Genomic DNA, 23,309 nt, shown 5'->3' with positions numbered 1-23,309 from the left:
CACCCCAGCGAAAGCTGGGGTCTCCGGCCGCAAGGGTGCGGTCTGTGGCACGCGATCCCAGCGTTCGCTGGGATGACGGGATGAATTGAATGGCTAGCCTCAAGGCGCTCAAAATCCGGATCGGGTCGGTCAAGTCGACCCAGAAGATCACCAAGGCGATGAAGATGGTCGCCGCCGCCAAGCTGCGCCGTGCGCAGGAAGCGGCGGAGGCCGGGCGCCCCTATGCCGAGCGGCTGGAGGGCGTCGTCGCGCGCCTCGCCGCCAAGGTGGGCGGTGCGGACAACGCCCCGCTGCTGCTCTCGGGCACCGGCAAGGATCAGGTCCACCTGTTCGTCGTCGCGACCAGCGACAAGGGGCTGGCAGGTGCGTTCAACACCAACATCGCCCGCCTCGCCCGTCGCCGTGCCGACGAGCTCATCGCGCAGGGCAAGACGGTCAAGTTCTACACGATCGGCCGCAAGGGTCGCGGCGTGCTGGCGCGGCTCTATCGCGACCAGATCGTCCATTCGGACGAGCCGGGCGATCTCGGCAAGCTGACGTTCGAGAGCGCGCGCGCCTATGCCGACGACATCATCGCGCGGTTCCAGGCGGGCGAGTTCGACGTCGCGCACCTGTTCTACGCCACCTTCAAGTCGGTGCTGACGCAGGAGCCGACCGAGCAGCAGATCCTGCCCGTGAAGGTGCCGGCCAAGGCGGTCGGCGACGACACCGACGGCGGCGCGGTGATGGAGTATGAGCCCGACGAGGAATCGATCCTCGCCGATCTGCTCCCCCGCGCGATCGCGATCCAGATCTACCGTGCGCTGCGCGAGAATGCCGCGTCGGAGCAGGGGTCGAAGATGACCGCGATGGACAACGCCACGCGCAACGCCGGCGACCTCATCAAGCGGCTGCAGATCGAATATAACCGCAGCCGCCAGGCGGCGATCACGACCGAGCTGGTCGAGATCATCTCGGGCGCCGAGGCGCTCTGAGGCCGATGCGCAGCGCCCTCGCCCTTCCTGCACTCGTCCTGCTCGCCGCCTGCGGCGGGAGCGGGCCGACCGTGCTCGAGAACGAGGCGAAGGACGCAGCGACCGCGGCGACGATGCAGGGCTGGGACCGCGCGTTCGGCGCCCCGCGCGAGACGATCGGGCGGGTCAACCAGTTCGGCTATCGCGCCACCGACTATGCCGCCGACGGGCCGACCTTCCTGTCAAAGGGCGGCCCGATCACGCTGTCGCAGTCGGATGCCAAGGCGCCGAACACCGGCACGTTCGAGGCGGCGGGCGCGACCGAAGCGAAGATCGACCGCCTTGTCTTCACGCTGTCGCTGACCGATGCCGCGAATGCGGACACCGCCAAGAAGCGTTTCGTCGAAGTGCTGCGCGGCTTCCTGTCGCAATATGGCATCGACGACGAGGGCGGCTTCGACGCGATCACGTCCGAACAATCGGCCGACGGCCCCATCGGCGGTGCGCCGAGTTCGATCGACGTGACCAAGGGCGCTGACGGCCGCCCCATCATCACCGTGACTTTCAATCGCCCGACCGGTACGACGCCGGTATTCCCAGACCAAGGACAAGCTGATGGCAACCGCGCCTGAACTCCTCCGCCCCGCCGGCGGTACCAACAATGTCGGCCGCATCTCGCAGGTGATCGGCGCCGTCGTCGACGTCGCGTTCGACGACACGCTGCCCGCGATCCTGTCGGCGCTCGAGACCGACAATAACGGCAACCGCCTTGTGCTCGAAGTCGCGCAGCATCTGGGCGAGAACACCGTCCGCACGATCGCGATGGACTCGACCGAAGGTTTGACCCGCGGCCAGACCGTGACCGACACCGGCAACCAGATCCAGGTGCCGGTCGGCCCCGCGACGCTCGGCCGCATCCTCAACGTCATCGGCGAGCCGATCGACGAGCGCGGCCCGGTCGCGACGGACCTCAAGGCGCCGATCCATGCCAAGGCGCCGGAGTTCATCGACCAGTCGACCGACAGCGCGATCCTCGTCACCGGCATCAAGGTCATCGACCTGCTGGCCCCCTATGCCAAGGGCGGCAAGATCGGCCTGTTCGGCGGCGCCGGCGTCGGCAAGACCGTGCTGATCCAGGAGCTCATCAACAACATCGCCAAGGGTCATGGCGGCACCTCGGTGTTCGCGGGCGTGGGCGAGCGGACGCGTGAGGGTAACGACCTCTATCACGAGTTCCTCGACGCGGGCGTCATCGCCAAGGACGAGGCGGGCAACGCGATCAGCGAGGGCTCGAAGGTCGCGCTGGTCTATGGCCAGATGAACGAGCCCCCCGGGGCACGCGCCCGCGTTGCGCTGTCGGGCCTGACGATCGCCGAATATTTCCGCGACCAGGAGGGCCAGGACGTGCTCTTCTTCGTCGACAACATCTTCCGCTTCACCCAGGCGGGTGCAGAGGTGTCGGCGCTGCTCGGCCGTATCCCGTCGGCGGTGGGCTATCAGCCGACGCTGTCGACCGACATGGGCGCGCTGCAGGAGCGTATCACCTCGACCAACAAGGGGTCGATCACCTCGGTCCAGGCCGTGTACGTGCCCGCCGACGATCTTACCGATCCGGCGCCGGCGACCTCGTTCGCGCACCTTGACGCGACGACGGTGCTCAACCGCGCGATCTCCGAGCTCGGCATCTATCCGGCGGTCGATCCGCTCGATTCGACCAGCCGCGTGCTTGAGCCGCGCGTCGTCGGCCAGGAGCATTACGAGACCGCGCGTGCGGTCCAGTCGATCCTCCAGAAGTACAAGAGCCTTCAGGACATCATCGCCATCCTCGGCATGGACGAGCTTTCCGAAGAGGATAAGCTGACCGTGTCGCGTGCGCGGAAAATCCAGAAGTTCCTCAGCCAGCCGTTCCACGTGGCCGAGGTCTTCACCGGCATCCCCGGCGCGTTCGTGCAGATCGAGGACACCATCAAGTCGTTCAAGGCGGTGGTGAGCGGCGAGTACGATCACCTGCCCGAGGCCGCCTTCTACATGGTCGGCGGCATCGACCAGGCGGTCGAAAAGGCCAAGAAGCTGGCCGAGAACGCCTGATCCCCTCCACCCCTCCCCGTTCATCGGGGAGGGGGTCTAGGACTTACCGATGCCCCTGCACTTCGAACTCGTGACCCCCGAAAAGCTCCTCCGCTCGGAGGAAGTCCACATGGTCGTCGTCCCCGGCAGCGAGGGCGATTTCGGCGTGCTCGAAGGGCATGCCCCCTTCATGTCGACGATCCGCGACGGCGAGATCATGGTCCACAAGACCGCCGGCGGTACGCCCGAAGCGATTCGCGTAGAGGGCGGGCTGGCCGAGGTCACGACCAAGGGGCTGACGGTGCTCGCCGAAAAGGCGGGCTGACGCGCTGCCGTTGAGGCGGCGTTAACCGGCTTCGTTCATGAAATGGCGCGTGGATCGGCTCCGCGCGCCATTTTCGTTTTCCGCCAGCATCGGGCGCGCCGCTTGGCAGCCCCGCTGGATCGACGCGGCATTGATTCTATGCGGCGCGGCACTGATCCTGCGCTGGGGGCTGATCGGCGATCCGCTCGCCGGTTATGACGAGCAATTCTATCTGCTCGTGGGGCAGCGCTGGCTCGACGGCGCGCTTCCCTATGTCGACATCTGGGACCGCAAGCCGCCCGGCCTTTTCGCGCTGTACGCGGCTGCAGCGGCGCTGGGCAGCGGCGGCGTGCTGGCCTATCAGTTACTGGCCACCGGCGTCGCGGCGGCGACGGCGCTCATCATCGCCGCGATCGTCGCCCGGCACGAAGCTCGATCGGTCGGCATCGCGTGCGGCCTCCTCTACCTTCTGTACCTCACCCCCCTGCGCGGCGATGTCGGACAGGCGCCGGTCTTCTACAACGCGCTGATCGCGGCTGCGGCCTTGGCGGTGTTCGCCGCGTGGCCGCGATTGGAGACGCAGCGCGGACATGCCCTTGCCGTTGCGGCGATGCTCGCGTGCGGCGCGGCGCTGACGATCAAGACGACGGTGATCTTCGAAAGCGCCGCGTTCGGCATCGCGCTGCTGATCGGATCGCGGCGCGCGGGGCTCGGCTGGCCGGCGATCGCAAGGCGCGCGGGTCTCTTCATGGCGATCGGCGCCACTCCCTTCCTGCTCTTCGCCGCCTGGTTCGCCGCCCATGGGGCGCTCGATGCCTTCTGGTTCGCCAATGCCCGCTCGGCGATGCTGCGCAGGCACGACTGGGCATGGGCGGATGCGATCCAGCTCGGCTTTCTCCTCGCCAGTCTCGCGCCGCTGGCGCTGCTGGGCATGCTCGGCTGGCGGCACCGATCCGTGTCGCAGCGCGCGGAGCAGGAACTGATGCTGGGCTGGCTTGCCGCCGCGGCGATCGGCGTCGTGTCGGTCGGTATCTATCACGAGCATTATGCGCTGCCGATGCTGGTACCGCTGGCGATCGTCGCCGCACCGTTCATTGCGCGGGGGCCGCTGCGCCTGTCGCTCCTCGCGCTCATCGCCGCCGCGCCGCTTTACGCCGCGCTGGTCGAGGCGCCGCGGCAGGGCGCGCGCGACCGGGCCGACTGGCAGGCGATCGCCGCCGCCATTCCGGCCCGCGTCCGGCACGAATGCATGTTCGTCTTCGCCGGGCCGCCGATCCTCTATCAGGCGACCGACGCGTGCCTCGTCAGCCGGTTCGCTTTCCCCGATCACCTCGCCTCCGCCGGAGAGGCGGGCGCGCTCGGCATTGATCCATCGGCCGAACTGGACCGCGTGCTGGCCGCGCGCCCGGCGGTGATCGTCACCGACGACGACCCCTATGCACTGATGCGCAGCGCCGCGGCGACGGCGCGGGTCGATGCCGTGCTGGCGCGCCACTATCGCCTTCGCGCACGCATACGGACCCGGTTCTTCGAGCATGACCGCACGCTGCTGATCTGGGTCCATAATGGTTAGGCAATTGTCAAACCTTCGCCGCTAGACCGCAGGCTACGGAATAAGCGGACAAACAAGGGCTTTGGCATGAGCGCATTCGGGCGGCGAAGCGGTACAGGGAGCGGCGGCGGACGGCCGTCCTTCGGCGTCGCACGGCCGATGCATGGGCCGGGCCGGGCCGAACCCGATCATGGCGAGCAGTTCCCGCCGCTCGAATCGATCCCGCTGCCGGGCGCCAGCCTGTCGCCCGAGCCCGATCTGTCGAACTCGTCGGTCGCCGTCGATGCGATGCAGCGCCTAGCCGATCGTCAGGCCTCGTCCGGTGATGCCGCGCAGAGCCGGACCGAGGGCTTCGAAAGCTCGATCCACCGGATCAAGGAACAGGTGCTTCCGCGCCTCCTTGAACGCGTCGATCCCGAGGCGGCGGCGACGCTTTCCAAGGACGAGCTGGCCGAGGAGTTTCGCCCGATCATCGGCGAGGTGCTTGCCGAGCTGAAGCTCACCCTCAACCGGCGCGAACAGTTCGCGCTCGAAAAGGTGCTGGTCGACGAACTGCTCGGCCTCGGCCCGCTCGAAGAGCTGCTGAGCGACCCCGCGGTAAGCGACATCATGGTCAACGGCCCCGAACAGACCTTCGTCGAAAGGAAGGGCAAGCTCGAACTCGCCAACATCCAGTTCCGCGACGAGGAGCATCTGTTCCAGATCGCGCAGCGCATCTGCAACTCGGTCGGCCGCCGCGTCGACCAGACCACGCCGCTTGCCGACGCGCGCCTCAAGGACGGCAGCCGCGTCAACGTGATCGTACCGCCGCTGTCGCTGCGCGGCACCGCCATCTCGATCCGTAAGTTCTCGGCCAAGCCGATCACGCTCGACATGATGGCGGGCTTCGGCTCGATGAGCCAGAAGATGGCGACCGCATTGAAGGTCGCGGGCGCGTGCCGGTTCAACATCGTCATCTCGGGCGGTACGGGTTCGGGCAAGACGACGATGCTCAATGCCCTGTCGAAGATGATCGACCCGGGCGAGCGCGTGCTGACGATCGAGGACGCGGCCGAACTCCGGCTCCAGCAGCCGCACTGGCTACCGCTCGAAACGCGGCCTCCGAACTTGGAGGGAGTGGGCGAGATCACGATCCGCGACCTCGTCAAGAACGCGCTGCGTATGCGCCCGGATCGCATCATCCTGGGCGAAATCCGTGGCAGCGAGTGTTTCGACCTGCTCGCGGCGATGAACACCGGCCACGACGGCTCGATGGCGACGCTTCACTCCAACTCCCCGCGCGAATGCCTCGCGCGAATGGAGAACATGGTGATGATGTCGGACATCAAGGTGCCGAAGGAAGCGATCAGCCGGCAGATCGCCGATTCGGTCGACCTGATCGTCCAGGTCAAGCGCCTGCGCGACGGCAGCCGCCGGGTCACCAACATTACCGAGGTGATCGGCATGGAAGGCCCGGTGATCGTCACGCAGGAGCTGTTCAAGTTCGAATATCTGGACGAGAGCGCCGACGGCAAGATCATCGGCGAATACCGCTCGATGGGCCTGAGGCCCTACACGCTCGACAAGGCCAAGCAGTTCGGCTTCGACCAGGCGCTGCTGGAGGCGTGCCTCTAACGCTTCTGCCGACAGCGGTCGGAGCAGAACTTCACCTGATCCCAGTCGCGCGCCCATTTCTTGCGCCACGCGAACGGGCGACCGCAAGCCTCGCAGATCTTGGTCGGCAGGTTAGGCTTCTTGTGGGCCATCAGGCGCGCCGCCGCTCCCATTCGGCAAGCTCATAGGCGATCGACGCCTCGACCAGCGTTTCCCACATCGCGCCGATCGCCTCGGCGGGAATGCCCGCTGCCCGCGCGGCGGCGACGGCATTGTCGATGACCGCGGTCTTGCGCGCCTCGTCGCGGACATGGCCGCGCTCGGGCTTGATGCGGGCGGCGGCGCGCATGTAGCCGAAGCGGCGGGCGAGCAGCGCCACCAGTTCGGCATCGAGCGCGTCGACGCCGGCGCGCACTTCCATCATCGTCGAGCAGTCGTCGGGGTTCATCACGTCCGCCCGACTAGCCGATCCGCGGCGGTTCGTCATCGCCCCTGCCCGCGATGCTTGTCGAACCGCCGAAGCTGCGGCACAACCCGCTGATCTTCCTGACGGAGTCGCCTTCGATGCTGTTCGCGTTGCTTCTGACCGCCACCCTTCCCGCGCCGCAGGAGGCGCAAGCGCCCACGCCCAAGGCCGAGAAGATCTGCAAGGGCCGGGTCAACACCGGCTCGCGCCTGCGCTCCAAGCCCGTCTGCAAGACGCAGGCGGAATGGGATGCGGAGGCGGCGGCCAACGCCGATTCGACGCGCAACATGGGCCAGACGCAGAGCCGTTGAGCCCCGCCGCCTTGACTCGCGCGGCGGTTGGCGCTAGCCGCGCGCCTTCGCAATGAGGCCCCGCACCCCGGTGAAGCGGTGGTCACGGCATCGATGATGCCGGGCGATGACCGGGATCGCGATCATGATCGGTTTGCCGTCAGGGTGTTCCGCTCAGGGTCAACGTCGTTGGCAATTGCAAGGAAGTTACCATGTCGAAGCGCTCCAGCGCCAAGTACAAGCTCGACCGTCGTCTCGGCGAGAACATCTGGGGTCGTCCCAAGAGCCCGGTGAACAAGCGCGAATACGGCCCCGGCCAGCACGGCCAGCGCCGCAAGGGCAAGATGTCGGACTTCGGCATCCAGCTGCGCGCCAAGCAGAAGCTCAAAGGCTATTACGGCGACGTCACCGAGAAGCAGTTCAAGAAGGCCTATGAAGAGGCGTCGCGCATGAAGGGCGACACCAGCCAGAACCTGATCGGCCTGCTCGAGCAGCGTCTGGACGCGGTCGTCTATCGCGCCAAGTTCGCGCCCACCATCTGGTCGGCGCGCCAGATCGTCAACCACGGCCACATCCGCGTCAACGGCGTGAAGTGCAACATCGCCTCGCGCCGCATCAAGCCGGGCGACGTGATCTCGCTGGGTGACAAGGCCAAGGAAATGGCGCTGATCGTCGAGGCGCAGAGCCTGTCGGAGCGCGACATCCCCGATTACGTGGCGCCCGACGGCAACGCGGCGGTGACCTTCACGCGCGTCCCGACGCTCGACGAAGTGCCCTATCCGGTGAAGATGGAACCGAACCTGGTGGTCGAGTTCTACTCGCGTTGATCCCGCGGCGCAGCGACGCTGCGCCGGAAAATCAACGCGAGCGGCCGGCGGTGCCGAAAGGCACCGTCCGACGACGCGGCTCCGCCGCGGCGCTCACGAAACAGAAAAGGGGCGGCATCCTCCGGGACGCCACCCTTTTTCGTGTCTATTTCGCGGGCATCGCGGCGTCGAAGAACGCGCCCGCCTTGGCCAGCATCGCCGCGCGGACCTCGCCATCCTCGAGATAATGGTCGAGCCCTTCGTAGACGACGAGCTCGCTCCTCTTGCCCGCGCCCTTCAGCTTCGACTGCATCGCCTTTGCCTGCGCGACGCCGACATTGCGGTCGAGATCGCCGTGGAACATCAGGACGGGCGCCTTGAAGCGGTCGGCGTGGCGCGTCGGCGACCCTTCGGCCAGGTGCGGCCCCTCGCCGATGAAGTCGCGCATGATCTTGTAGTTCGAAAACATCTCCCCCTCCCGGCGCAGGCGCGACAGGTCGGTAACGGGCGCGACTGCGATGATCGCCTTGAACAGGTCGGGATCGAGCACCGCGGACTGGAGCGCGGCATAGCCGCCATAGGACCAGCCGAAGATGCCGAGCCGGCCGGCATCGGCCCCCTCGGCCACCAGCCACTTGCCCGCATCGTTGACGTCGCCGATCGCGGTCTTCCAGCCCTTGAACCCGTTCTTTTGAAACCACGCGTCGCCATAGCCGGTGGAGCCGCGGAAATTGGGCTGGAGCACGGCATAGCCCTTGGCCGCGAAGAACTGTGCCAGCCAGTCGAAGCCCCACACGTCGCGCGCGCCGGGGCCGCCATGCGGCATGACGATCGCGGGCAGCCCCTTCGCGCTATCATGGCCGGGCGGCAGCGTCAGATAGCCGGGGATCTTCGTCCCGTCCGCGGCCGGATAGACCATCGGCCGCATCGCCGCGAGCTTCATGCCCGACAGGTCGGGGCGGTCGCTGGCGATCGGGTGCAGCTTTCGCCCCTTGCGATCGAACAGGTAATAGCGCCCCGGATTGGTGTCGGCGCCCGCCCAGAGCAGCATCACATTCTCGTCCTCGCTCGAATCGAGGAAGCGGATGATCGGCGTCTCCGGCAACGCCTTGGCAAGGCTGGCGGCGAGCTTGGCGAGCGCGGGATCGAAATACTGCACCTGCCGGCGATCGGTCACGTAATTGACCCCGACGATCCGCCCGCGCCGGCCGATCGTCGCGAAGCTCGACACATCGACATCGGGGTGCGCGAAGACCAGCTTCTCGGCACCCGATCCGTCGAGCGCCTTGCTGTAGGCGGCGAGGCGCCCGTCGGTGCGCTTGAGGCCATAGGCGATGTTGGTCGCGGCATCGACGCCGTACGGGTCGAAGCCGTTGCCGTCGCCGTCGACGGTGCTGAGCGCGCTCCAGCGGTCCGACCCCGCGGCGCGGTAGAAATAGTTGCGGCCCGGCATGTCGTAGCCCGAGGCGGTATCGGTCTTCACCCGCCCGATGATCCGCACCCGTCCGGCGCCGTCGGTGATGTATTCGCGCGCATCGGCATCGGCGCGCTCGACCGGTGAGATCTTCAGCGACAGCGTGTCGACCCGATCGACGCGGTAGCCGCCGCGCCCCATGCCGTCGGCATTGCCGTCGCCCAGTTGCTGACGCATCAGGAGGACGCTGTTCTCGACGCCCGGATTCCAGTCGATCACCGACCCGCTCGACAGCGCGATGCCGACGCCGCGCGGCATCGGCATCCCTTTCGGATTCTTGCCGTCCGAATCGATCGCGAAGATGCGCGAGCTGTAGGCGATCTCACCCCCGTCGACGCGGACGATACCATAGATGGTGCACATCAGCCGGCTCGATCCAACCCAGCGACAGCCGGACAGCCGCTCGGGCTTGCCGTCGAACCCGCCGATGATCATCGGCTTGGCATTCTCGTCCGTCACGTCGAGGACGAGGATCACCGCCCCCTGCCCCTTTGACGGGCTGATGAAGGCAAGCTTGGTCCCGTCGGGCGACAGGCTGCCGTTCTCGATATTCTCGCGCGCGCCGAAGGCGACCGCCAGCTTGTCCGGCTCGGCGCGGGCGACGCCCGTACCCATCACGAGCGCTGCCATCGCAGCTCCCGCCATCATGCACCGCATCGTCCAACTCCCCCGTTTTTCGTTCCCCGCGAACAGGTTGGCGCAGGCCCCGTCGCTTGGCAAGCAGCCCGCTTGCCCCGCAGGCGCGGCGGTGCGAAACCCGCCCATCCCTCTTCCATGGAAAGTGTGCCGATGCGTCGCCTCGCCCCCCTGCCCCTGATCGCTCTCGCCTTCGCCGTGCCTGCCGCCGCCCAGACGGTGCCGATCGACACGTTCCGCGAAGCGGTGAAGACGCTTTCGTCGGACGACTATGAGGGCCGCGCGCCGGGCACCGCGGGCGAGGAAAAGACGCTCGCCTTCCTCGTCGAACAGTTCAAGGCGGCGGGGCTTAAGCCGGGCAACAAGGGGTCGTGGTTCCAGGACGTGCCGATGGTCGAATTGACCGCGAAGAACGTGACCCCGCTGACCTTCACCGGCGGCACGGGGGCGGCACAGTCGCTCGCATACGGCCCGCAGATGGTCGTCGGCAGCTATCGCGTGACCCCGCGGGTGGACGTGAAGGCGTCGGACGTGGTGTTCGTCGGCTACGGCATCAACGCGCCGGAACGGGGATGGAACGACTATGCCGGGCTCGACGTCCGCGGCAAGACCGTCGTCATCCTCGTCAACGATCCCGACTGGCAGACGCCCGACCTGAAGGGGCCGTTCGGCGGGCGGGCGATGACCTATTACGGGCGCTGGACCTACAAGTTCGAGGAAGCCGCGCGGCAGGGCGCCGCCGCCGCGCTGATCGTCCATCAGACGCAGCCCGCCGCCTATGGCTGGAACGTCGTCCAGTCGAGCTGGACGGGCGCGCAGCAGGTCGCAGCATCGAAGGACGACGGCGCGAGCCAGAGCGCGGCGATCGGCTGGATCCAAGATGCACAGGCAAAGGCGCTGTTCGCACGCGCGGGGCAGGACTTCGACCGGCTTGCCGCCGCCGCCAAGGTCAAGGGGTTCAAGGCGGTGCCGCTGACCGGCGTGAAGGCCAATGTCGGCTTCGACATGCAGGTCCGCCGCCATGCCTCGAAGAACGTGATCGGCATCCTGCCCGGCACGCAGCATCCCGACGAGGTGGTGCTCTATACCGCGCACTGGGACCATCTCGGCCGGTGCGAGGCGGCGCCCGACGGCGACGACATCTGCAACGGGGCGATCGACAATGCCACCGGCACCGCCGCACTGATCGCGATCGCCAAGGAAGAGGCGGCGAAGGGCGCGACCCCGCGCAGCCAGGTGTTCGTCGCGGTGACGGGCGAAGAATCGGGCCTGCTCGGCAGCGACTATTACGGCAGGAACCCGGTCTTCCCCCACGCCAAGACCGTGGGCGGGGTCAACATGGATGCGCTTTCGATGGCGGGGCCGGCGAAGAACGTCGTCGTCGTCGGCTATGGCAAGTCGGACCTCGACGGCTACCTCACCCGCGCGCTCGCCGCGCAGGGCCGCGTCGCCTCGCCCGAACCCACGCCCGAAAAGGGCTTCTACTATCGCTCCGACCATTTCAGCCTGGCGAAGCACGGCGTACCGATGCTGTATTTCGACGGCGGCGACGATCTGGTCCAAGGTGGCAAGGCGGCGGGCAAGGCCTATGCCGAAGCCTATGAGAAGAACGCCTATCACGGGCCGAAGGACGAGTTCGACCCGAACTGGAACTATGCGGGCGTGCAGCGCGACCTCGACCTCTATGCCGCGGTCGGACGGGCGCTGGCGAGCACGACCGAATGGCCGAACTGGAAGCCCGGCGACGAATTCCGCGCGATCCGCGACAAGAGCCGGTCGGGACAATAACCCGTCATCACCCCAGACTTGATCCGGAGTTCCGCTTCTTACTTTTCTAGGGTCAAGAAGCGGGATCCCGGTTCAGGACCGGGATGACGGACGAGGATCAATCCGCCCAATAAAGCCGCGTCGGATTGTCCACCAGCAACGCCTGCTGAAGCGCCGCCGTCGGCGCGATGCGCGGGATCATGTCGACGAGCGCGCCGTCGTCGGGCACCGCGTCCTGCATGTTCGGGTGCGGCCAATCGGTGCCCCAGAGGACACGGGTCGGATAGTCGGCGACCAGCGGCGCGACCGCCGCGGCGAACGCGTCCCAGGGCGGGCCGGCGGGGTCGAGCCGGTCGGGGCACGTCGCCTTGAACCAGATGTCGTCGCGGGCGTCGAGCAGCGCCCGGAACGCGCGCATGTCGGGCCCGTCCGGTCCCTGCGTCACGTCGGGGCGGCCCATGTGATCGACGACGACCGGCACCTCGATTGCGTCGAGGAACGGGCGGAGTTCCTCGAGAATGTCCGCCTCAAAATAGATGACGACGTGCCAGCCGAGCGGGGCGATCCGGCGCGCGATGTCGAGAAATTTGTCCTTGGGCGCATCGTCGACCAGCCGCTTGAGGAAATTGAACCGCACGCCGCGGATGCCGCCGTCGTGCAGCGCCTCAAGCTCGGCATCGCCGATCGCCGGATCGACCACCGCTACGCCGCGCGCGCGCGCGTTCGAGGCGGCGATGGCGTTCAGGGTCGCGGCATTGTCGGTGCCGTGGCAGCTTGCCTGCACGATGACGTTCCGTGCGAAGCCCAGCCGGTCGCGAAGCGCGAACAGCATGTCCGGTCCCGCATCGGCGGGCAGATACTTGGCCTTGGCCGAGAAGGGGAAGCGGTCGGCGGGGCCGAACACGTGGCAATGCGCGTCGACCGCGCCCGGCGGCGGCGTAAAGCGCGGGACCGAGGGGTCGGGGTGCCAGCTGACGATACGATCTCCGGTCACGCGAACACCTCTCCATCCATCAGTTTCCGCGCAGTGCGCAGCAAGGCCGCGGTCGCCACCTGACCCTCGTCGTCCAGTTCGATGACGACGGTCATCTCGCCGGTCGGATGCTCGACCGACAATGTGCGGCGCTGCCCCTCACCCGCATGTGCGACCTCCGCGGCGGGGGTGCCCGGGAGCAGGCAGGCGGTGGCGACGCTGACCGCGCCGAGCACGCCGATCGTCGCGTGGGCGCGGTGCGGGATGAAGCTCCTTACCGTCACCGCGCCGCCGTCCCGCGGGGCCGCGACCAGCATCATCTTCGGCACCGACTTGTCGGTCACGTCGCCGAGGTTCATCGCCTCGCCGACCGCCAGCCGGATCTTCTCGATCCGGCCTTTCAGCGCATCGTCGGCGTCGAGCGTCTCGCGATCCTCGTACCCGGTGATGCCGACATCCTCGGCCTTCATCACCACGCACGGCATGCCGTTGTCGATCAGCGTGACGCGCACGCCCTCGACCTCGTCCACCGCATTGCCGCTGGGCAGCAGCGCGCCGCAGGTCGAGCCGGCGGTGTCGCGGAATTCGAGCGGCACGGGCGCCGCGGTCCCCGGCACGCCGTCGATCGCCGCGTCGCCGGCATAGGTGACGCGCCCGCCCGGCGTCTGCACCGCCGCGACGGCGATCTGGCCGGTATTCTCCATAAAGATACCGACGCGCGTTTCGCCGTCCTGCGCGTCGACCAGCCCGCGCTCGATCGCAAACGGGCCGATGCCGGCGAGGATGTTGCCGCAATTCTGCTGGTCGGTGACGACGGCCTTGTCGACGAAGACCTGGAGGAAGAGGTAGTCGACGTCGACGCCCTCTCGGTCCGACTTCGAAACGACCGCAACCTTTGACGTCAGCGGATCGGCGCCGCCCATCCCGTCGGTCTGACGCGGGTCGGGCGAGCCCATGATCCGCAGCAGCAGCGTGTTGCGCGCGGCGGGATCGGCGGGCAAGTCGTCCTTGAGGAAGTATCCGCCCTTCGACGTGCCCCCGCGCATCCACATGCAGCGAATGCCGTCAGACATATTTCAGCCCCATCGCCTCGAGCTTGCCGCGCATGTTGTAGATGTCGAGACCGAGTTCGCCCGCTGCCAGCCGCACCCGCTTCGCCTCCTCCGCCGCCTCTCGCGCCTGCGCCCTCTCCAGCACCGCAGCGGCTTCTGCGCGGGGGACGATGCAGACGCCGTCGTCGTCGGCAACGATCACGTCGCCGGGGTTCACCAGCGCGTTCGCCGCGACGACGGGCACGTTGACCGATCCGAGCACTGCCTTCACCGTCCCCTGCGCGTGCACCGCCTTCGACCAGACGGGGAAGCCCATCGCGGTCAGGTCGCGCACGTCGCGCACGCCCGCGTCGATCACCAGCCCACGGCACCCGCGCGCCATCGCGGAGGTCGCGAGCAGGTCGCCGAAATAGCCGTCGGTGCAGGGGCTGGTGGGCGCAAGCACGAGAATATCGCCCTCGCGCAGTTGCTCGATCGCGACATGCACCATCCAGTTGTCGCCAGGCGGGGCCGAGATCGTCACCGCCGATCCGGCGATCCGCGCGCCGGCGTAGATCGGGCGCATGTGCGGTGCCATCAGGCCGGTTCGCCCCTGCGCCTCGTGCACCGTCGCCACGCCCGCGGCGGCAAGCCCGTCGATCACCGAGAGGTCCGCGCGCTCGATATGCTGCACGACGACGCCCATCCGATCCGCTCCTGTCCGAAGTTACCCGCCCGTCCTGCCCCCCGCCACCGGACGCCACAATTCTGAATTGCCATCGGGGCATAAGTTTCGCTTATGTCCGGGGATGAGCACGCCCGTCCACGACCTCAACCTGCGCCACCTGCGCGCCGCGCTCGCGGTGGTCGAGACGGGGACCGTCATCGCCGCCGCCGACGCGATCAACCTGTCGCAGCCGGCGCTGACACAGGGGCTCGCCCGGCTGGAAGCGGCGCTCCAGACCTCGCTGTTCACGCGTCGGCCCGACGGGATGACGCCCACCCTCGCCGGCCTCGCGCTCGCTGCCCGGGTGGAGGCGGTACAGCGGTTGCTGGCCGACGCGATGAAAGGGCTGCGCAAGGGCACGCGTGGCTTCGCAAGGGCCGACCTGCTGCTCACGATGGCCCAGCTTCGCGCACTGGTCGCGATCGCGCGCGGGGGCAGCTACGTCGCCGCCGCCGCCGCGACGGGGGTGTCGCAGCCAGCAATCCACCGTGCGATCCGCGACGTCGAGCGCATCTGTGGCGTGGTCCTGGTCGAGCGGCGCGGGCGCGGCGTCGCGCTGACCGCGGCGGGCATCCGCCTCGCCCGCGCGTGTCGCCTCGCGCTCGGCGAACTGCGCGCCGCTGTCGAGGAGATCGCGGCGATCGACGGGCGGGACGAGGGGCGGATCGCGATCGGGGCGATGCCGCTCGCCCGCGCCTGGCTGCTCCCCACCGCGATCGCGCGCTTCCACGCCGCCGAACCGGGTGTCGCGTTCGACGTGGCGGAGGGGTCGCATGCGGAACTGCTCGAACCCCTGCGCGACGGCGAGTTCGATCTGCTGGTCGGGGCGATCCGCGATCCCTCGCCGGGGCCGGACATTGCGCAGGAAGCGTTGCTGGTCGATCGCCTTGCCATCTTCGGCCGGGCCGGGCACCCGCTTGCGGGCACGGCACCCGATGCGGCGACGCTCGCGCGGCAGCCTTGGCTGGTGCCTCGAGCGGGCACGCCGCTGCGTGCGCTGTGGGAAGGGCTGTTCGCCGGCCTGCCGCTGCCCCCCGTCCGCATCGAGTGCGGATCGGTGATGATGCTGCGCAATCTGATGCGCGAGGGCGATTACCTAACGCTGCTTTCGCCCGAGCAGTTGTGGGTGGAGATCGAGGCGGGCATCCTCACCCGCATCGCCGATGTGCCCGGCAGCACGCGCGTCATCGGCATCACCACCCGCGCCGCCTGGCACCCCACACAGTCGCAGGCGCGTTTCATCGCCAGCCTTCGCGAGCTGGCCGCGACGCGCACACTTTCGGCGAATCAATAATGGAACGCCGCTACCGATTGGCGCGATAGCCAGCCGCGCGGCACCAGCGAACCGTCCGACAAGGGAGAGGTTCGCGTGACGCTCGTCATCGATTGCCACGGCCATTACACGACGGCGCCCGAGCCGCATAACCAATGGCGAGAGGCGCAGAAGGCCGCGTTCAAGGCGGGCGAGGCGCCACCCCCCTATCCCGCGATCAGCGACGACGAGATCCGCGAGACGATCGAGCAGAACCAGCTCCGCCTGATCCGCGAGCGCGGGGCGGACATGACGATCTTTTCCCCCCGCGCCTCGGCGATGGCGCATCATGTCGGCGACGAGGGCGTGTCGGTCGCCTGGGCGCGCGCGTGCAACGACCTGATCGCGCGCGTCGTCGGCCTCTACCCCGAGGTATTCGCCGGCGTGTGCATGTTGCCGCAATCGCCGGAGGCGGGGCTGGACGGCTCGATCGCGGAGCTTCGACGCTGCGTGAACGAGCACGGGTTCATCGGCTGCAACCTCAACCCCGATCCGGGCGGCGGTCACTTCAAACATCCCCCCCTCACGGATCGCTATTGGTATCCGTTCTACGAGACGATGGTCGAGCTCGACGTGCCGGCGATGATTCACGTGTCGGGCAGCTGCAACCCGGCGATGCACGCGACCGGCGCCTTCTACATCGCCGCTGACACGATCGCATTCATGCAGCTGATCGAGGGCGACCTGTTCCGCGACTTCCCAACTTTGCGCTTCATCATCCCGCATGGCGGCGGCGCGGTGCCCTACCATTGGGGGCGCTATCGCGGGCTGGCCGACATGCTGAAGAAGCCGGCGCTCGCCGATCACGTCATGAACAACGTGTTCTTCGACACCTGCGTCTATCACCAGCCGGGCGTCGATCTGCTCGCCAAGGTGATTGATTCGAAGAACATCCTGTTCGGGTCGGAAATGGTCGGCGCGGTGCGTGGCATCGACCCGGAGACGGGCCAGTATTTCGACGACACCAAGCGCTATGTCGATGCGCTCGACGTCAGCGAGGATCAGCGCCACGCGATCTTCGAGGGCAATGCCCGCCGCGTCTTCCCCCGCCTCGACGCGATCCTGCGCGAGCGGGGGCTGTGAAGACGCAGGTCGCGATCGTGGGGGCCGGCCCGGCGGGGCTGCTGCTCGGCCACCTGCTCCGCGCCGAGGGGATCGCGGTCACGATCATCGAGCGGGCCAGCCCCGACTATGTCCTCGGCCGCATCCGCGCCGGCGTGCTCGAGCGGACGACGACCGACCTGCTCCATCGCCTCGGCATTGACGCGCGGCTGAATGCAGAGGGGCTGCCGCATGACGGCTTCATGCTGGCCGATGGCGAGCGGCTGATCCGCATCGATGTGAAGGCGCTGACCGGCCGCAACGTCACCGTCTATGGCCAGACCGAGGTGACGCGCGACCTGATGGCCGCCGCCCCCGAACGCGGGCTCGAGGTCATCTACGACGCGGGCGACGTGGCGCTGCACGACATCGAGGGCGACGCGCCGTATCTGACCTTTACGAACGACGGGCGCGAGGAGCGGCTCGATGCGCGCTTTATCGTCGGCTGCGACGGTTTCCACGGTCCCTCGCGAAAGGCGATCCCGGCGAGCGTCGGGCGCACGTACGAGAAGGTCTATCCGTTCGGCTGGCTGGGCATCCTCGCCGACGTGCCGCCGTGCGATCACGAGCTGATCTACGCCAACCACGACCGCGGCTTCGCGCTCGCGTCGATGCGGTCGGAGACGCGCAGCCGCTATTATGTTCAGGTCGCGCTCGACGAAAAGGTCGAGGACTGGCCGGACGATCGCTTCTGGGACGAGCTGATCGTAAGGCTGGGGCCGGAGGCGGGCGGGCGCGTGACGCGCGGGCCGTCGATCGAGAAGTCGATCGCGCCGCTCCGCTCCTTCGTGTTCGAGCCGATGCGCCACGGTTCGCTGTTCCTCGCCGGCGACAGCGCGCACATCGTGCCGCCGACGGGGGCGAAGGGGCTGAACCTCGCGGCCTCCGACGTCGCCTATCTGGCCGAGGCACTGACGGGCTTCTTCAACCGCGCGGACCATGACGGCGTGGCCGGCTATTCCGACCGCGCGCTGGCGCGGGTGTGGAAGGCGGAGCGGTTCAGCTGGCAGCTCACCACGCTGATGCACCGCTTTCCGGGGCAGACGGCCTTCGACCGCCGCATCCAGGTCGCCGAGCTCGATTACATCGCACGGTCGAAGGCGGCGCGGACGGCGATTGCGGAGAATTACATCGGGTTGCCACTGTAAGGGGGAAGAAGCGGGATCCCAGGTCGAGCCCGGGATGACGTAGCGGTTAGGCCATTCCTTCCCCAGCCACGTATCCCCGGACTTGATCCGGGGTCCCGCTTCTTCTTCCGGCCGCGGGGTGACGGAGCGATGCGACTGTTCTAAACGCCCGCCCATGCCCAGCCGCTCGCTCTTCGCCACACAATTCTACGAAGGTCGTATCGACGACGCCGACCTGATCGCCGAGGTCGAGGCGAGCGTCCGCGCGCTGGCCGAGGACGACCGCGCCGGCCGCGGCTGGTCGAAGGCGAACGGCTATCGCGGCTATACGAGCTATGCGTCGCTCGACGACCTGCCGGTGCGCGATCCGGTGTTTGCCGACCTGAAGCGCGCGCTCGACAAGCATGTGGCAGCGTTCGCGCGCGATTGCGCGTTCGATCTCGGCGGGCGGCTCAAGCTCGACAGCCTGTGGGTGAACGTCCTGAAGCCCGGCGGCACGCATTCGGGGCATATCCATCCGCACAGCGTCGTGTCCGGCACCGTCTATATCGCCGTGCCGCCGGGATCGGGCGCGTTGAAGCTAGAGGACCCCCGACTGCCGATGCTGATGGCCGCCCCCGGCCGCACCGACGACGCGCCGGAGCCGCTGCGCCCCTTTGTCTATGCCGAGCCGGCGGTGGGTAGCGTCTTCCTGTGGGAAAGCTGGCTGCGGCACGAGGTGATGCCGAATGCGGCGAAGAGCGACCGGATCAGCGTGAGCTTCAATTACCGGATGTAAGCCGCCGCTCGGCCGCATCGATCGCGGCCGAGGCCGCTCGCTCGCTGGCCCAGCCGATCGCCGCACCGACCACCACGTCGCTCACGAAATGCTTGGCGCGCGGCAATTGTACCAGCGCCACCGCCGCCGCGAAGAGCCGCATCGGCGCGGCCAGCGCCGGCGCCTCGCGCGCCACCGCCTCGGCCACCGCCACGGCGCCTGCGGTGTGGCCGGAGGGGAAGGAGGACAGCTCGTGCGCCTCGCTGTCGCCCGGTTCGGCGCGATAGCCCTCCTCCAGCGCCTCGTCTGGCCGAGTGCGGTCGATCGATCGCTTGATCGTGGTCTTCACGCCCGTCGCCAGCAGATGCGCGGCCAGCATCCGGCCGCCCGTCCGCGCGACCCCGGCACGGCGTATCACCAGCCCCGCGACCAGCACCCCCGCGGAGATCGCGATCAGCGGCGGCTGGTCGGCGATCTCGCTCCACCGCCCCGCCTCGCGTACCTCGGGCTTGTGGCGGTGCGGGGCGAGCGCGCGGGTGACGCGCAGGTCCGCCGCCTCGACCGCCGAAACCGTGTCCTTCAATGTCTCGACGATCTTCATGCCGGGCCAACGCGCCCGCGATGCTGGCGTTGCACGCCGCTTGTCGCTAACGGGACGCCAACTCCCTTTCACATCATCGAGACGGCATCATGGGTTTTCGCTGCGGCATCGTCGGGCTTCCGAACGTCGGCAAGTCGACGCTTTTCAACGCGCTCACCGAAACGGCGGCGGCGCAGGCGGCCAATTATCCCTTCTGCACGATTGAGCCGAACGTCGGCAACGTCGCCGTCCCCGACGAGCGGCTGGTCAAGCTGGCCGATATCGCCAAGTCGGCCAAGGTGATCGAGACGCAATTGGGCTTCGTCGACATCGCCGGCCTGGTCCGCGGCGCGTCGAAGGGCGAGGGGCTGGGCAACCAGTTCCTCGGCAACATCCGCGAGGTGGACGCGATCGTCCACGTGCTGCGCTGTTTCGAGAACGACGACATCCAGCATGTCGACAACCGCGTCGATCCGATCGCCGATGCCGAGACGGTCGAGACCGAATTGATGCTCTCCGACCTCGACAGCCTCGAAAAGCGCGTGCCAAACCTCGTCAAGAAGGGGCAGCAGGGCGACAAGGAGGCCAAGGCCGCCGCCGTCATCCTCGGCCGCGCGCTCGACCTCTTGCGCGACGGCAAACCCGCGCGGCTCGCCGTGCCGAGTGACCCCGACGAGGCACGGCACCTGGAACAGGCACAGCTGCTGACCGGCAAGCCCGTCCTCTACGTCTGCAACGTCAACGAGGAGGACGCGGCCGAGGGTAACGCCTATTCCGCTCGCGTGTTCGAAAAGGCGAAGGCCGAGGGGGCCGAGGCGGTCGTCGTCTCCGCTGCGATCGAGGCGGAGATCGCGACGATGCCGGCGGAGGATCGCGCGGAGTTCCTCGCCGAACTGGGTCTCACCGAAACCGGCCTCGCCCGCGTGATCCGGGCAGGGTACAAGCTGCTGAAGCTCCAGACCTTCTTCACCGTCGGGCCGAAGGAAGCACGCGCCTGGACCGTGGAGGTCGGCGCCAAGGCGCCGCAGGCGGCGGGCGAGATCCATTCGGACTTCGAGCGCGGGTTCATCCGCGCCGAGACGATTGCGTTCGACGACTATGTCCGCCTGAACGGCGAGGCCGGGGCGCGCGAGGCCGGAAAGCTTCGCCAAGAGGGCAAGGAATATGTCGTCCAGGACGGCGACGTGATGCTGTTCCGCTTCAACGTGTGACGCTTCGTCACCCCGGACTTGATCCGGGGTCCCGCTGCCTTGGAAGAAGGAAGAAGCGGGACCCCGGGTCGAGCCCGGGGTGACGAGTGAGGGAAAGTTCGAGCAGGAAGCCCGATCATGAAGCTCCTCCCCCGCCTCCTCGCCCTGGCCGGGCTCGCTGCGCTGCAGGCGTGCATGACGCCGCCGGTCGAGGCACCCGCCACCCGTGCGGTCGCCGAAACCCGCGCGCCGGTGACGCTGCTCGTCTCGATCGACGGGTTCCGTCCCGACTATCTCGACCGTGGCGACACGCCGGTGCTGTCGCGGCTGGCGGCCGAGGGCGTGCGGGGCACGATGCAGCCGTCCTTCCCGACCAAGACCTTTCCCAACCATTATGCGCTCGTCACGGGCCTGCATCCCGACCGCAACGGCATCGTCGCCAACAAGATGGAGGATGCGCGCCGGCCGGGCGAAACCTTCACCATGGCGACCACCGACGCCTTCTGGTGGGACGAGGCCGAGCCGATCTGGGTCAGCGCCGAACGGGCCGGCATCCGCACCGCGACGATGTTCTGGCCGGGCTCCAACGTGCCCATCCACGGCCGCTATCCCGACGACTGGCAGCAATTCGCGCAGGCCATGCCCGAGCGTAACCGCATCGCCGCGATCGTCGACTGGCTGCGCCGTCCCGCGGCCACACGCCCGCACCTGCTGACGCTCTATTTCGACAGCGTCGATACCGCCGGGCACAAGTTCGGGCCGGACTCGCCGGAGGTTCGCGCGGCGATGCGCGGCGTCGATGCGCGGATCGGCGAGATGCTGGGCGAGCTCGCCGCGATGGGCCAGCCGGTCAACCTGATCGTCGCCGCCGACCACGGCATGGCGCCGATCGACGCGAGCCGCACGATCGACTTCAACGCAGCCTTCCCCGCCGGATCGACGCGGGTGATCGAGGACGGCCCCTATGCGGCGTTCGAGGCGATGCCGGGGCAGGAAGCCGCCGTGCGCGCTACACTGCCCAAGGCAGGGCCGCACATGCGCTGCCGGGACAAGGCGGACCTGCCCGCCCGCCTTGCTTATGGTCGCAACCCGCGCGTGCCCCGCTTCCTTTGCATCGCCGACAGCGGCTGGATGATCCTGTCCAAGCCGCCGAAGGAACCGATCAAGGGCGGCGCGCACGGATACGACAACGCCGATCCGCTGATGCGCGCGGGCTTCGTCGCCAACGGGCCGGCTTTCGCGCGCGGGACCGTTGAGGGGCGCAACGTCGACGTCTACGCGCTGGTCCGCCGCCTGATCGGCATGCCGCCCGCCGCCGGGATCGACGGGACGATCGCACCGTTCGAACGCGTGCTGAAATAGCGCTTGCATCCGGCCGGTTTCGAACTGAAACTGATCTTATGCGCTATTTCGAGGATCTGGCGGTCGGGGAGACCGCTTCGTTCGGCCGGTACGAGGTGACACGCGAGGAAGTGCTCGACTTCGCGCGTCGCTACGACCCCCAGCCGTTCCACCTGTCGGACGAAGGTGCGGCCGACACGCATTTCGGGCGGCTGGCGGCGAGCGGCTGGCACAGCTGCGCGATGACGATGGCGATGCTGGTCGAACAGATGAAGGCGGTGCCGACCGCCAGCTTGGGCGCGGGCGGGATCGACGAACTGCGCTGGCTGAAGCCCGTTTATCCGGGCGATACGCTGCGCTGTCAGACCGAACTGCTCGACAAGCGTAAGTCGGCCACCAAGCCGCACGTCGGCTTTACCCGCCAGCGGATGACGGTCTTCAACCAGCATGACGAGCCGGTGATGACCTTCATCGCCAACGCGCTGATCCGTCGGCGCGGCGACGGGGACACCGCCCCCGCCGCCTGATACCTTAACGCGGGCGGTTGAAGCCGCCGCGTGCGCCGCGGTCGCCTCGTCCGCCGCCGCGGTTGCCGAAGCCCTCGCGCCGGGCGCCCCAGTTGCCGCGATCGACGCGGTTCTCACGGCGAAGCTCGCGTCGGTCGCTGCGATATTCCTGTCGGTATGCACGGCGATCGTCGCGGCGCTCGGCGCGGAACTCGGGCCGCGTCACCTCGCCGTTGCGGAACGCCTGGCGATCGCGGAAGCGGTCCTGCCGAAACGCGCGGTCGTCCTGCCGCCGGTCGCGGCGGAAGTCGCGCCAGTTGTCGGCGACGCGCGGGTTACCGCGCCAGCCCTGCCGGCGCCCTTCCCAATAACGCTGTTGCGCGCCGTTCCAGCGATAGGGTCGGCGATAGCTGTCATAGACGTAATAGCCGGTACCCGGATAATAATAGCCGTCGTTCCAGCCCCAATAGGGGTTGCCGAACCCGCCGACACCATAGCCGGCATAATAGGGGTCGTCATAATAGCCGCCAGCGTAACCGCTGCCATAGCCGACGTTGAGCCCGCCATAGCCGTAGCCATAATCCGAACACGCCGACAGTCCCAACGCGGCGGCGATCGCGATCCCGGCGATCTTCACTTGCCTTGCGAACATCCTGAATCTCCTCGATACGCAGGAGTGACGGTCGATCAGGCACGCTTCGTCTTGAATGCGGCGTGAACCGTCGCTGCTAGAACTCGAAGCGCCGCGACGGCGAC

Annotated in this window: 24 protein-coding genes; 16 read left to right on the top strand and 8 right to left on the bottom strand. The window is 68.0% G+C overall.

The window, feature by feature from the left end; all coding sequences use genetic code 11:
- Positions 1–89: 89 nt before the first annotated feature.
- The 6 genes from FHR19_RS06970 to FHR19_RS06945 all read left to right on the top strand — a co-directional run bounded on the left by FHR19_RS06970 (position 90) and on the right by FHR19_RS06945 (position 6,490).
- Positions 90–974 carry a F0F1 ATP synthase subunit gamma gene (locus FHR19_RS06970; protein ID WP_184026323.1) on the top strand — a complete coding sequence of 295 codons (885 nt, stop codon included), beginning with the start codon at positions 90–92 and terminating at the stop codon, positions 972–974.
- Positions 975–979: 5 nt separating this feature from the next.
- Positions 980–1,585, top strand: coding sequence for a hypothetical protein (locus FHR19_RS06965; RefSeq protein WP_184026321.1), 606 nt, complete (start codon positions 980–982; stop codon positions 1,583–1,585).
- Positions 1,569–3,041: a F0F1 ATP synthase subunit beta gene (atpD, locus tag FHR19_RS06960; RefSeq protein WP_184026318.1), complete on the top strand. Its 1,473-nt coding sequence runs from the start codon at positions 1,569–1,571 to the stop codon at positions 3,039–3,041. The genes FHR19_RS06965 and atpD overlap by 17 nt, the downstream gene beginning before the upstream one ends.
- A 49-nt stretch (positions 3,042–3,090) precedes the next feature.
- Complete coding sequence (locus FHR19_RS06955) at positions 3,091–3,345, top strand: ATP synthase F1 subunit epsilon (protein WP_184026315.1); 255 nt, start codon at positions 3,091–3,093, stop codon at positions 3,343–3,345.
- A 49-nt stretch (positions 3,346–3,394) separates the two neighbouring features.
- Complete coding sequence (locus FHR19_RS06950) at positions 3,395–4,897, top strand: hypothetical protein (RefSeq protein WP_221228435.1); 1,503 nt, start codon at positions 3,395–3,397, stop codon at positions 4,895–4,897.
- Between the two features lie 66 nt (positions 4,898–4,963).
- A complete protein-coding gene (locus FHR19_RS06945) occupies positions 4,964–6,490 on the top strand; it encodes a TadA family conjugal transfer-associated ATPase (RefSeq protein WP_184026310.1) in 1,527 nt (508 codons plus the stop codon).
- Here the strand turns inward: FHR19_RS06945 and FHR19_RS06940 are convergent.
- On the bottom strand, positions 6,487–6,621 hold the full coding sequence (locus FHR19_RS06940) for a DUF2256 domain-containing protein (protein ID WP_184026308.1): 135 nt from the start codon (positions 6,619–6,621) through the stop codon (positions 6,487–6,489). The two genes, FHR19_RS06945 and FHR19_RS06940, sit on opposite strands and share 4 nt — an antisense overlap.
- On the bottom strand, positions 6,621–6,917 hold the full coding sequence (locus FHR19_RS06935; RefSeq protein WP_184027579.1) for a chorismate mutase: 297 nt from the start codon (positions 6,915–6,917) through the stop codon (positions 6,621–6,623). The genes FHR19_RS06940 and FHR19_RS06935 overlap by 1 nt, the downstream gene beginning before the upstream one ends.
- 116 nt (positions 6,918–7,033) lie before the next feature.
- On the opposite strand from FHR19_RS06935, the gene FHR19_RS06930 reads away from it, so the two are divergent.
- Together FHR19_RS06930 and rpsD are read left to right on the top strand one after the other, a co-directional pair.
- Positions 7,034–7,246 carry a hypothetical protein gene (locus tag FHR19_RS06930; RefSeq protein WP_221228434.1) on the top strand — a complete coding sequence of 71 codons (213 nt, stop codon included), beginning with the start codon at positions 7,034–7,036 and terminating at the stop codon, positions 7,244–7,246.
- A 191-nt stretch (positions 7,247–7,437) separates the two neighbouring features.
- A complete protein-coding gene (gene rpsD, locus FHR19_RS06925) occupies positions 7,438–8,052 on the top strand; it encodes a 30S ribosomal protein S4 (RefSeq protein ID WP_184026302.1) in 615 nt (204 codons plus the stop codon).
- A 145-nt stretch (positions 8,053–8,197) separates the two neighbouring features.
- Here the strand turns inward: rpsD and FHR19_RS06920 are convergent, their stop codons facing one another.
- Positions 8,198–10,135: an alpha/beta hydrolase family protein gene (locus FHR19_RS06920; RefSeq protein ID WP_246359382.1), complete on the bottom strand. Its 1,938-nt coding sequence runs from the start codon at positions 10,133–10,135 to the stop codon at positions 8,198–8,200.
- A gap of 159 nt (positions 10,136–10,294) precedes the next feature.
- Between FHR19_RS06920 and FHR19_RS06915 the strand changes: the two genes are divergently transcribed.
- Positions 10,295–11,929, top strand: coding sequence for a M28 family peptidase (locus FHR19_RS06915; RefSeq protein WP_184026297.1), 1,635 nt, complete (start codon positions 10,295–10,297; stop codon positions 11,927–11,929).
- A gap of 97 nt (positions 11,930–12,026) precedes the next feature.
- Here the strand turns inward: FHR19_RS06915 and FHR19_RS06910 are convergent, their stop codons facing one another.
- From FHR19_RS06910 to ligK, 3 genes are read right to left on the bottom strand one after another with little or no spacing between them, the layout of a single operon-like run.
- Positions 12,027–12,902 carry an amidohydrolase family protein gene (locus tag FHR19_RS06910; protein WP_184026294.1) on the bottom strand — a complete coding sequence of 292 codons (876 nt, stop codon included), beginning with the start codon at positions 12,900–12,902 and terminating at the stop codon, positions 12,027–12,029.
- The gene (locus FHR19_RS06905; RefSeq protein WP_184026291.1) at positions 12,899–13,954 is read right to left on the bottom strand and encodes a 4-oxalomesaconate tautomerase; all 1,056 of its coding nucleotides are present in this window, start codon (positions 13,952–13,954) and stop codon (positions 12,899–12,901) included. Before FHR19_RS06905 ends, FHR19_RS06910 begins: the two co-directional genes overlap by 4 nt.
- Positions 13,947–14,618, bottom strand: a complete 672-nt coding sequence (gene ligK, locus FHR19_RS06900) for a 4-carboxy-4-hydroxy-2-oxoadipate aldolase/oxaloacetate decarboxylase (protein WP_184026289.1) — start codon at positions 14,616–14,618, stop codon at positions 13,947–13,949. The genes FHR19_RS06905 and ligK overlap by 8 nt, the downstream gene beginning before the upstream one ends.
- A 103-nt stretch (positions 14,619–14,721) precedes the next feature.
- Here ligK and FHR19_RS06895 point away from each other — a divergent pair, with 103 nt between their 5' ends.
- From FHR19_RS06895 to FHR19_RS06880, 4 genes are all read left to right on the top strand, one after another.
- Complete coding sequence (locus FHR19_RS06895; protein ID WP_184026286.1) at positions 14,722–15,933, top strand: LysR family transcriptional regulator; 1,212 nt, start codon at positions 14,722–14,724, stop codon at positions 15,931–15,933.
- Between the two features lie 75 nt (positions 15,934–16,008).
- Complete coding sequence (locus FHR19_RS06890; RefSeq protein ID WP_184026283.1) at positions 16,009–17,034, top strand: amidohydrolase family protein; 1,026 nt, start codon at positions 16,009–16,011, stop codon at positions 17,032–17,034.
- Positions 17,031–18,200: a 4-hydroxybenzoate 3-monooxygenase gene (gene pobA, locus FHR19_RS06885; RefSeq protein WP_184026280.1), complete on the top strand. Its 1,170-nt coding sequence runs from the start codon at positions 17,031–17,033 to the stop codon at positions 18,198–18,200. The genes FHR19_RS06890 and pobA overlap by 4 nt, the downstream gene beginning before the upstream one ends.
- Before the next feature lie 154 nt (positions 18,201–18,354).
- Complete coding sequence (locus tag FHR19_RS06880) at positions 18,355–18,957, top strand: TIGR02466 family protein (RefSeq protein ID WP_184026277.1); 603 nt, start codon at positions 18,355–18,357, stop codon at positions 18,955–18,957.
- Here FHR19_RS06880 and FHR19_RS06875 read toward each other — a convergent pair.
- Positions 18,941–19,537 (bottom strand): phosphatase PAP2 family protein, encoded by a 597-nt coding sequence (locus FHR19_RS06875; protein ID WP_184026274.1) that lies wholly within the window; start codon positions 19,535–19,537, stop codon positions 18,941–18,943. The two genes, FHR19_RS06880 and FHR19_RS06875, sit on opposite strands and share 17 nt — an antisense overlap.
- An 89-nt stretch (positions 19,538–19,626) precedes the next feature.
- Here FHR19_RS06875 and ychF point away from each other — a divergent pair, with 89 nt between their 5' ends.
- The 3 genes from ychF to FHR19_RS06860 all read left to right on the top strand — a co-directional run bounded on the left by ychF (position 19,627) and on the right by FHR19_RS06860 (position 22,574).
- A complete protein-coding gene (ychF, locus tag FHR19_RS06870; RefSeq protein ID WP_184026271.1) occupies positions 19,627–20,727 on the top strand; it encodes a redox-regulated ATPase YchF in 1,101 nt (366 codons plus the stop codon).
- A gap of 117 nt (positions 20,728–20,844) precedes the next feature.
- Positions 20,845–22,068 (top strand): alkaline phosphatase family protein, encoded by a 1,224-nt coding sequence (locus FHR19_RS06865; protein WP_184026269.1) that lies wholly within the window; start codon positions 20,845–20,847, stop codon positions 22,066–22,068.
- 38 nt (positions 22,069–22,106) lie between these two features.
- Positions 22,107–22,574 (top strand): MaoC family dehydratase, encoded by a 468-nt coding sequence (locus tag FHR19_RS06860; protein WP_184026266.1) that lies wholly within the window; start codon positions 22,107–22,109, stop codon positions 22,572–22,574.
- Positions 22,575–22,578: 4 nt separating this feature from the next.
- On the opposite strand, the gene FHR19_RS06855 is transcribed toward FHR19_RS06860, so the two are convergent.
- On the bottom strand, positions 22,579–23,205 hold the full coding sequence (locus tag FHR19_RS06855; RefSeq protein WP_184026263.1) for a hypothetical protein: 627 nt from the start codon (positions 23,203–23,205) through the stop codon (positions 22,579–22,581).
- Between the last annotated feature and the right edge of the window lie 104 nt (positions 23,206–23,309).

This window comes from Sphingomonas yantingensis, assembly GCF_014199325.1.
Taxonomy (GTDB): domain Bacteria; phylum Pseudomonadota; class Alphaproteobacteria; order Sphingomonadales; family Sphingomonadaceae; genus Sphingomonas; species Sphingomonas yantingensis.
This window is presented reverse-complemented; position numbering and strand designations above follow the sequence as displayed.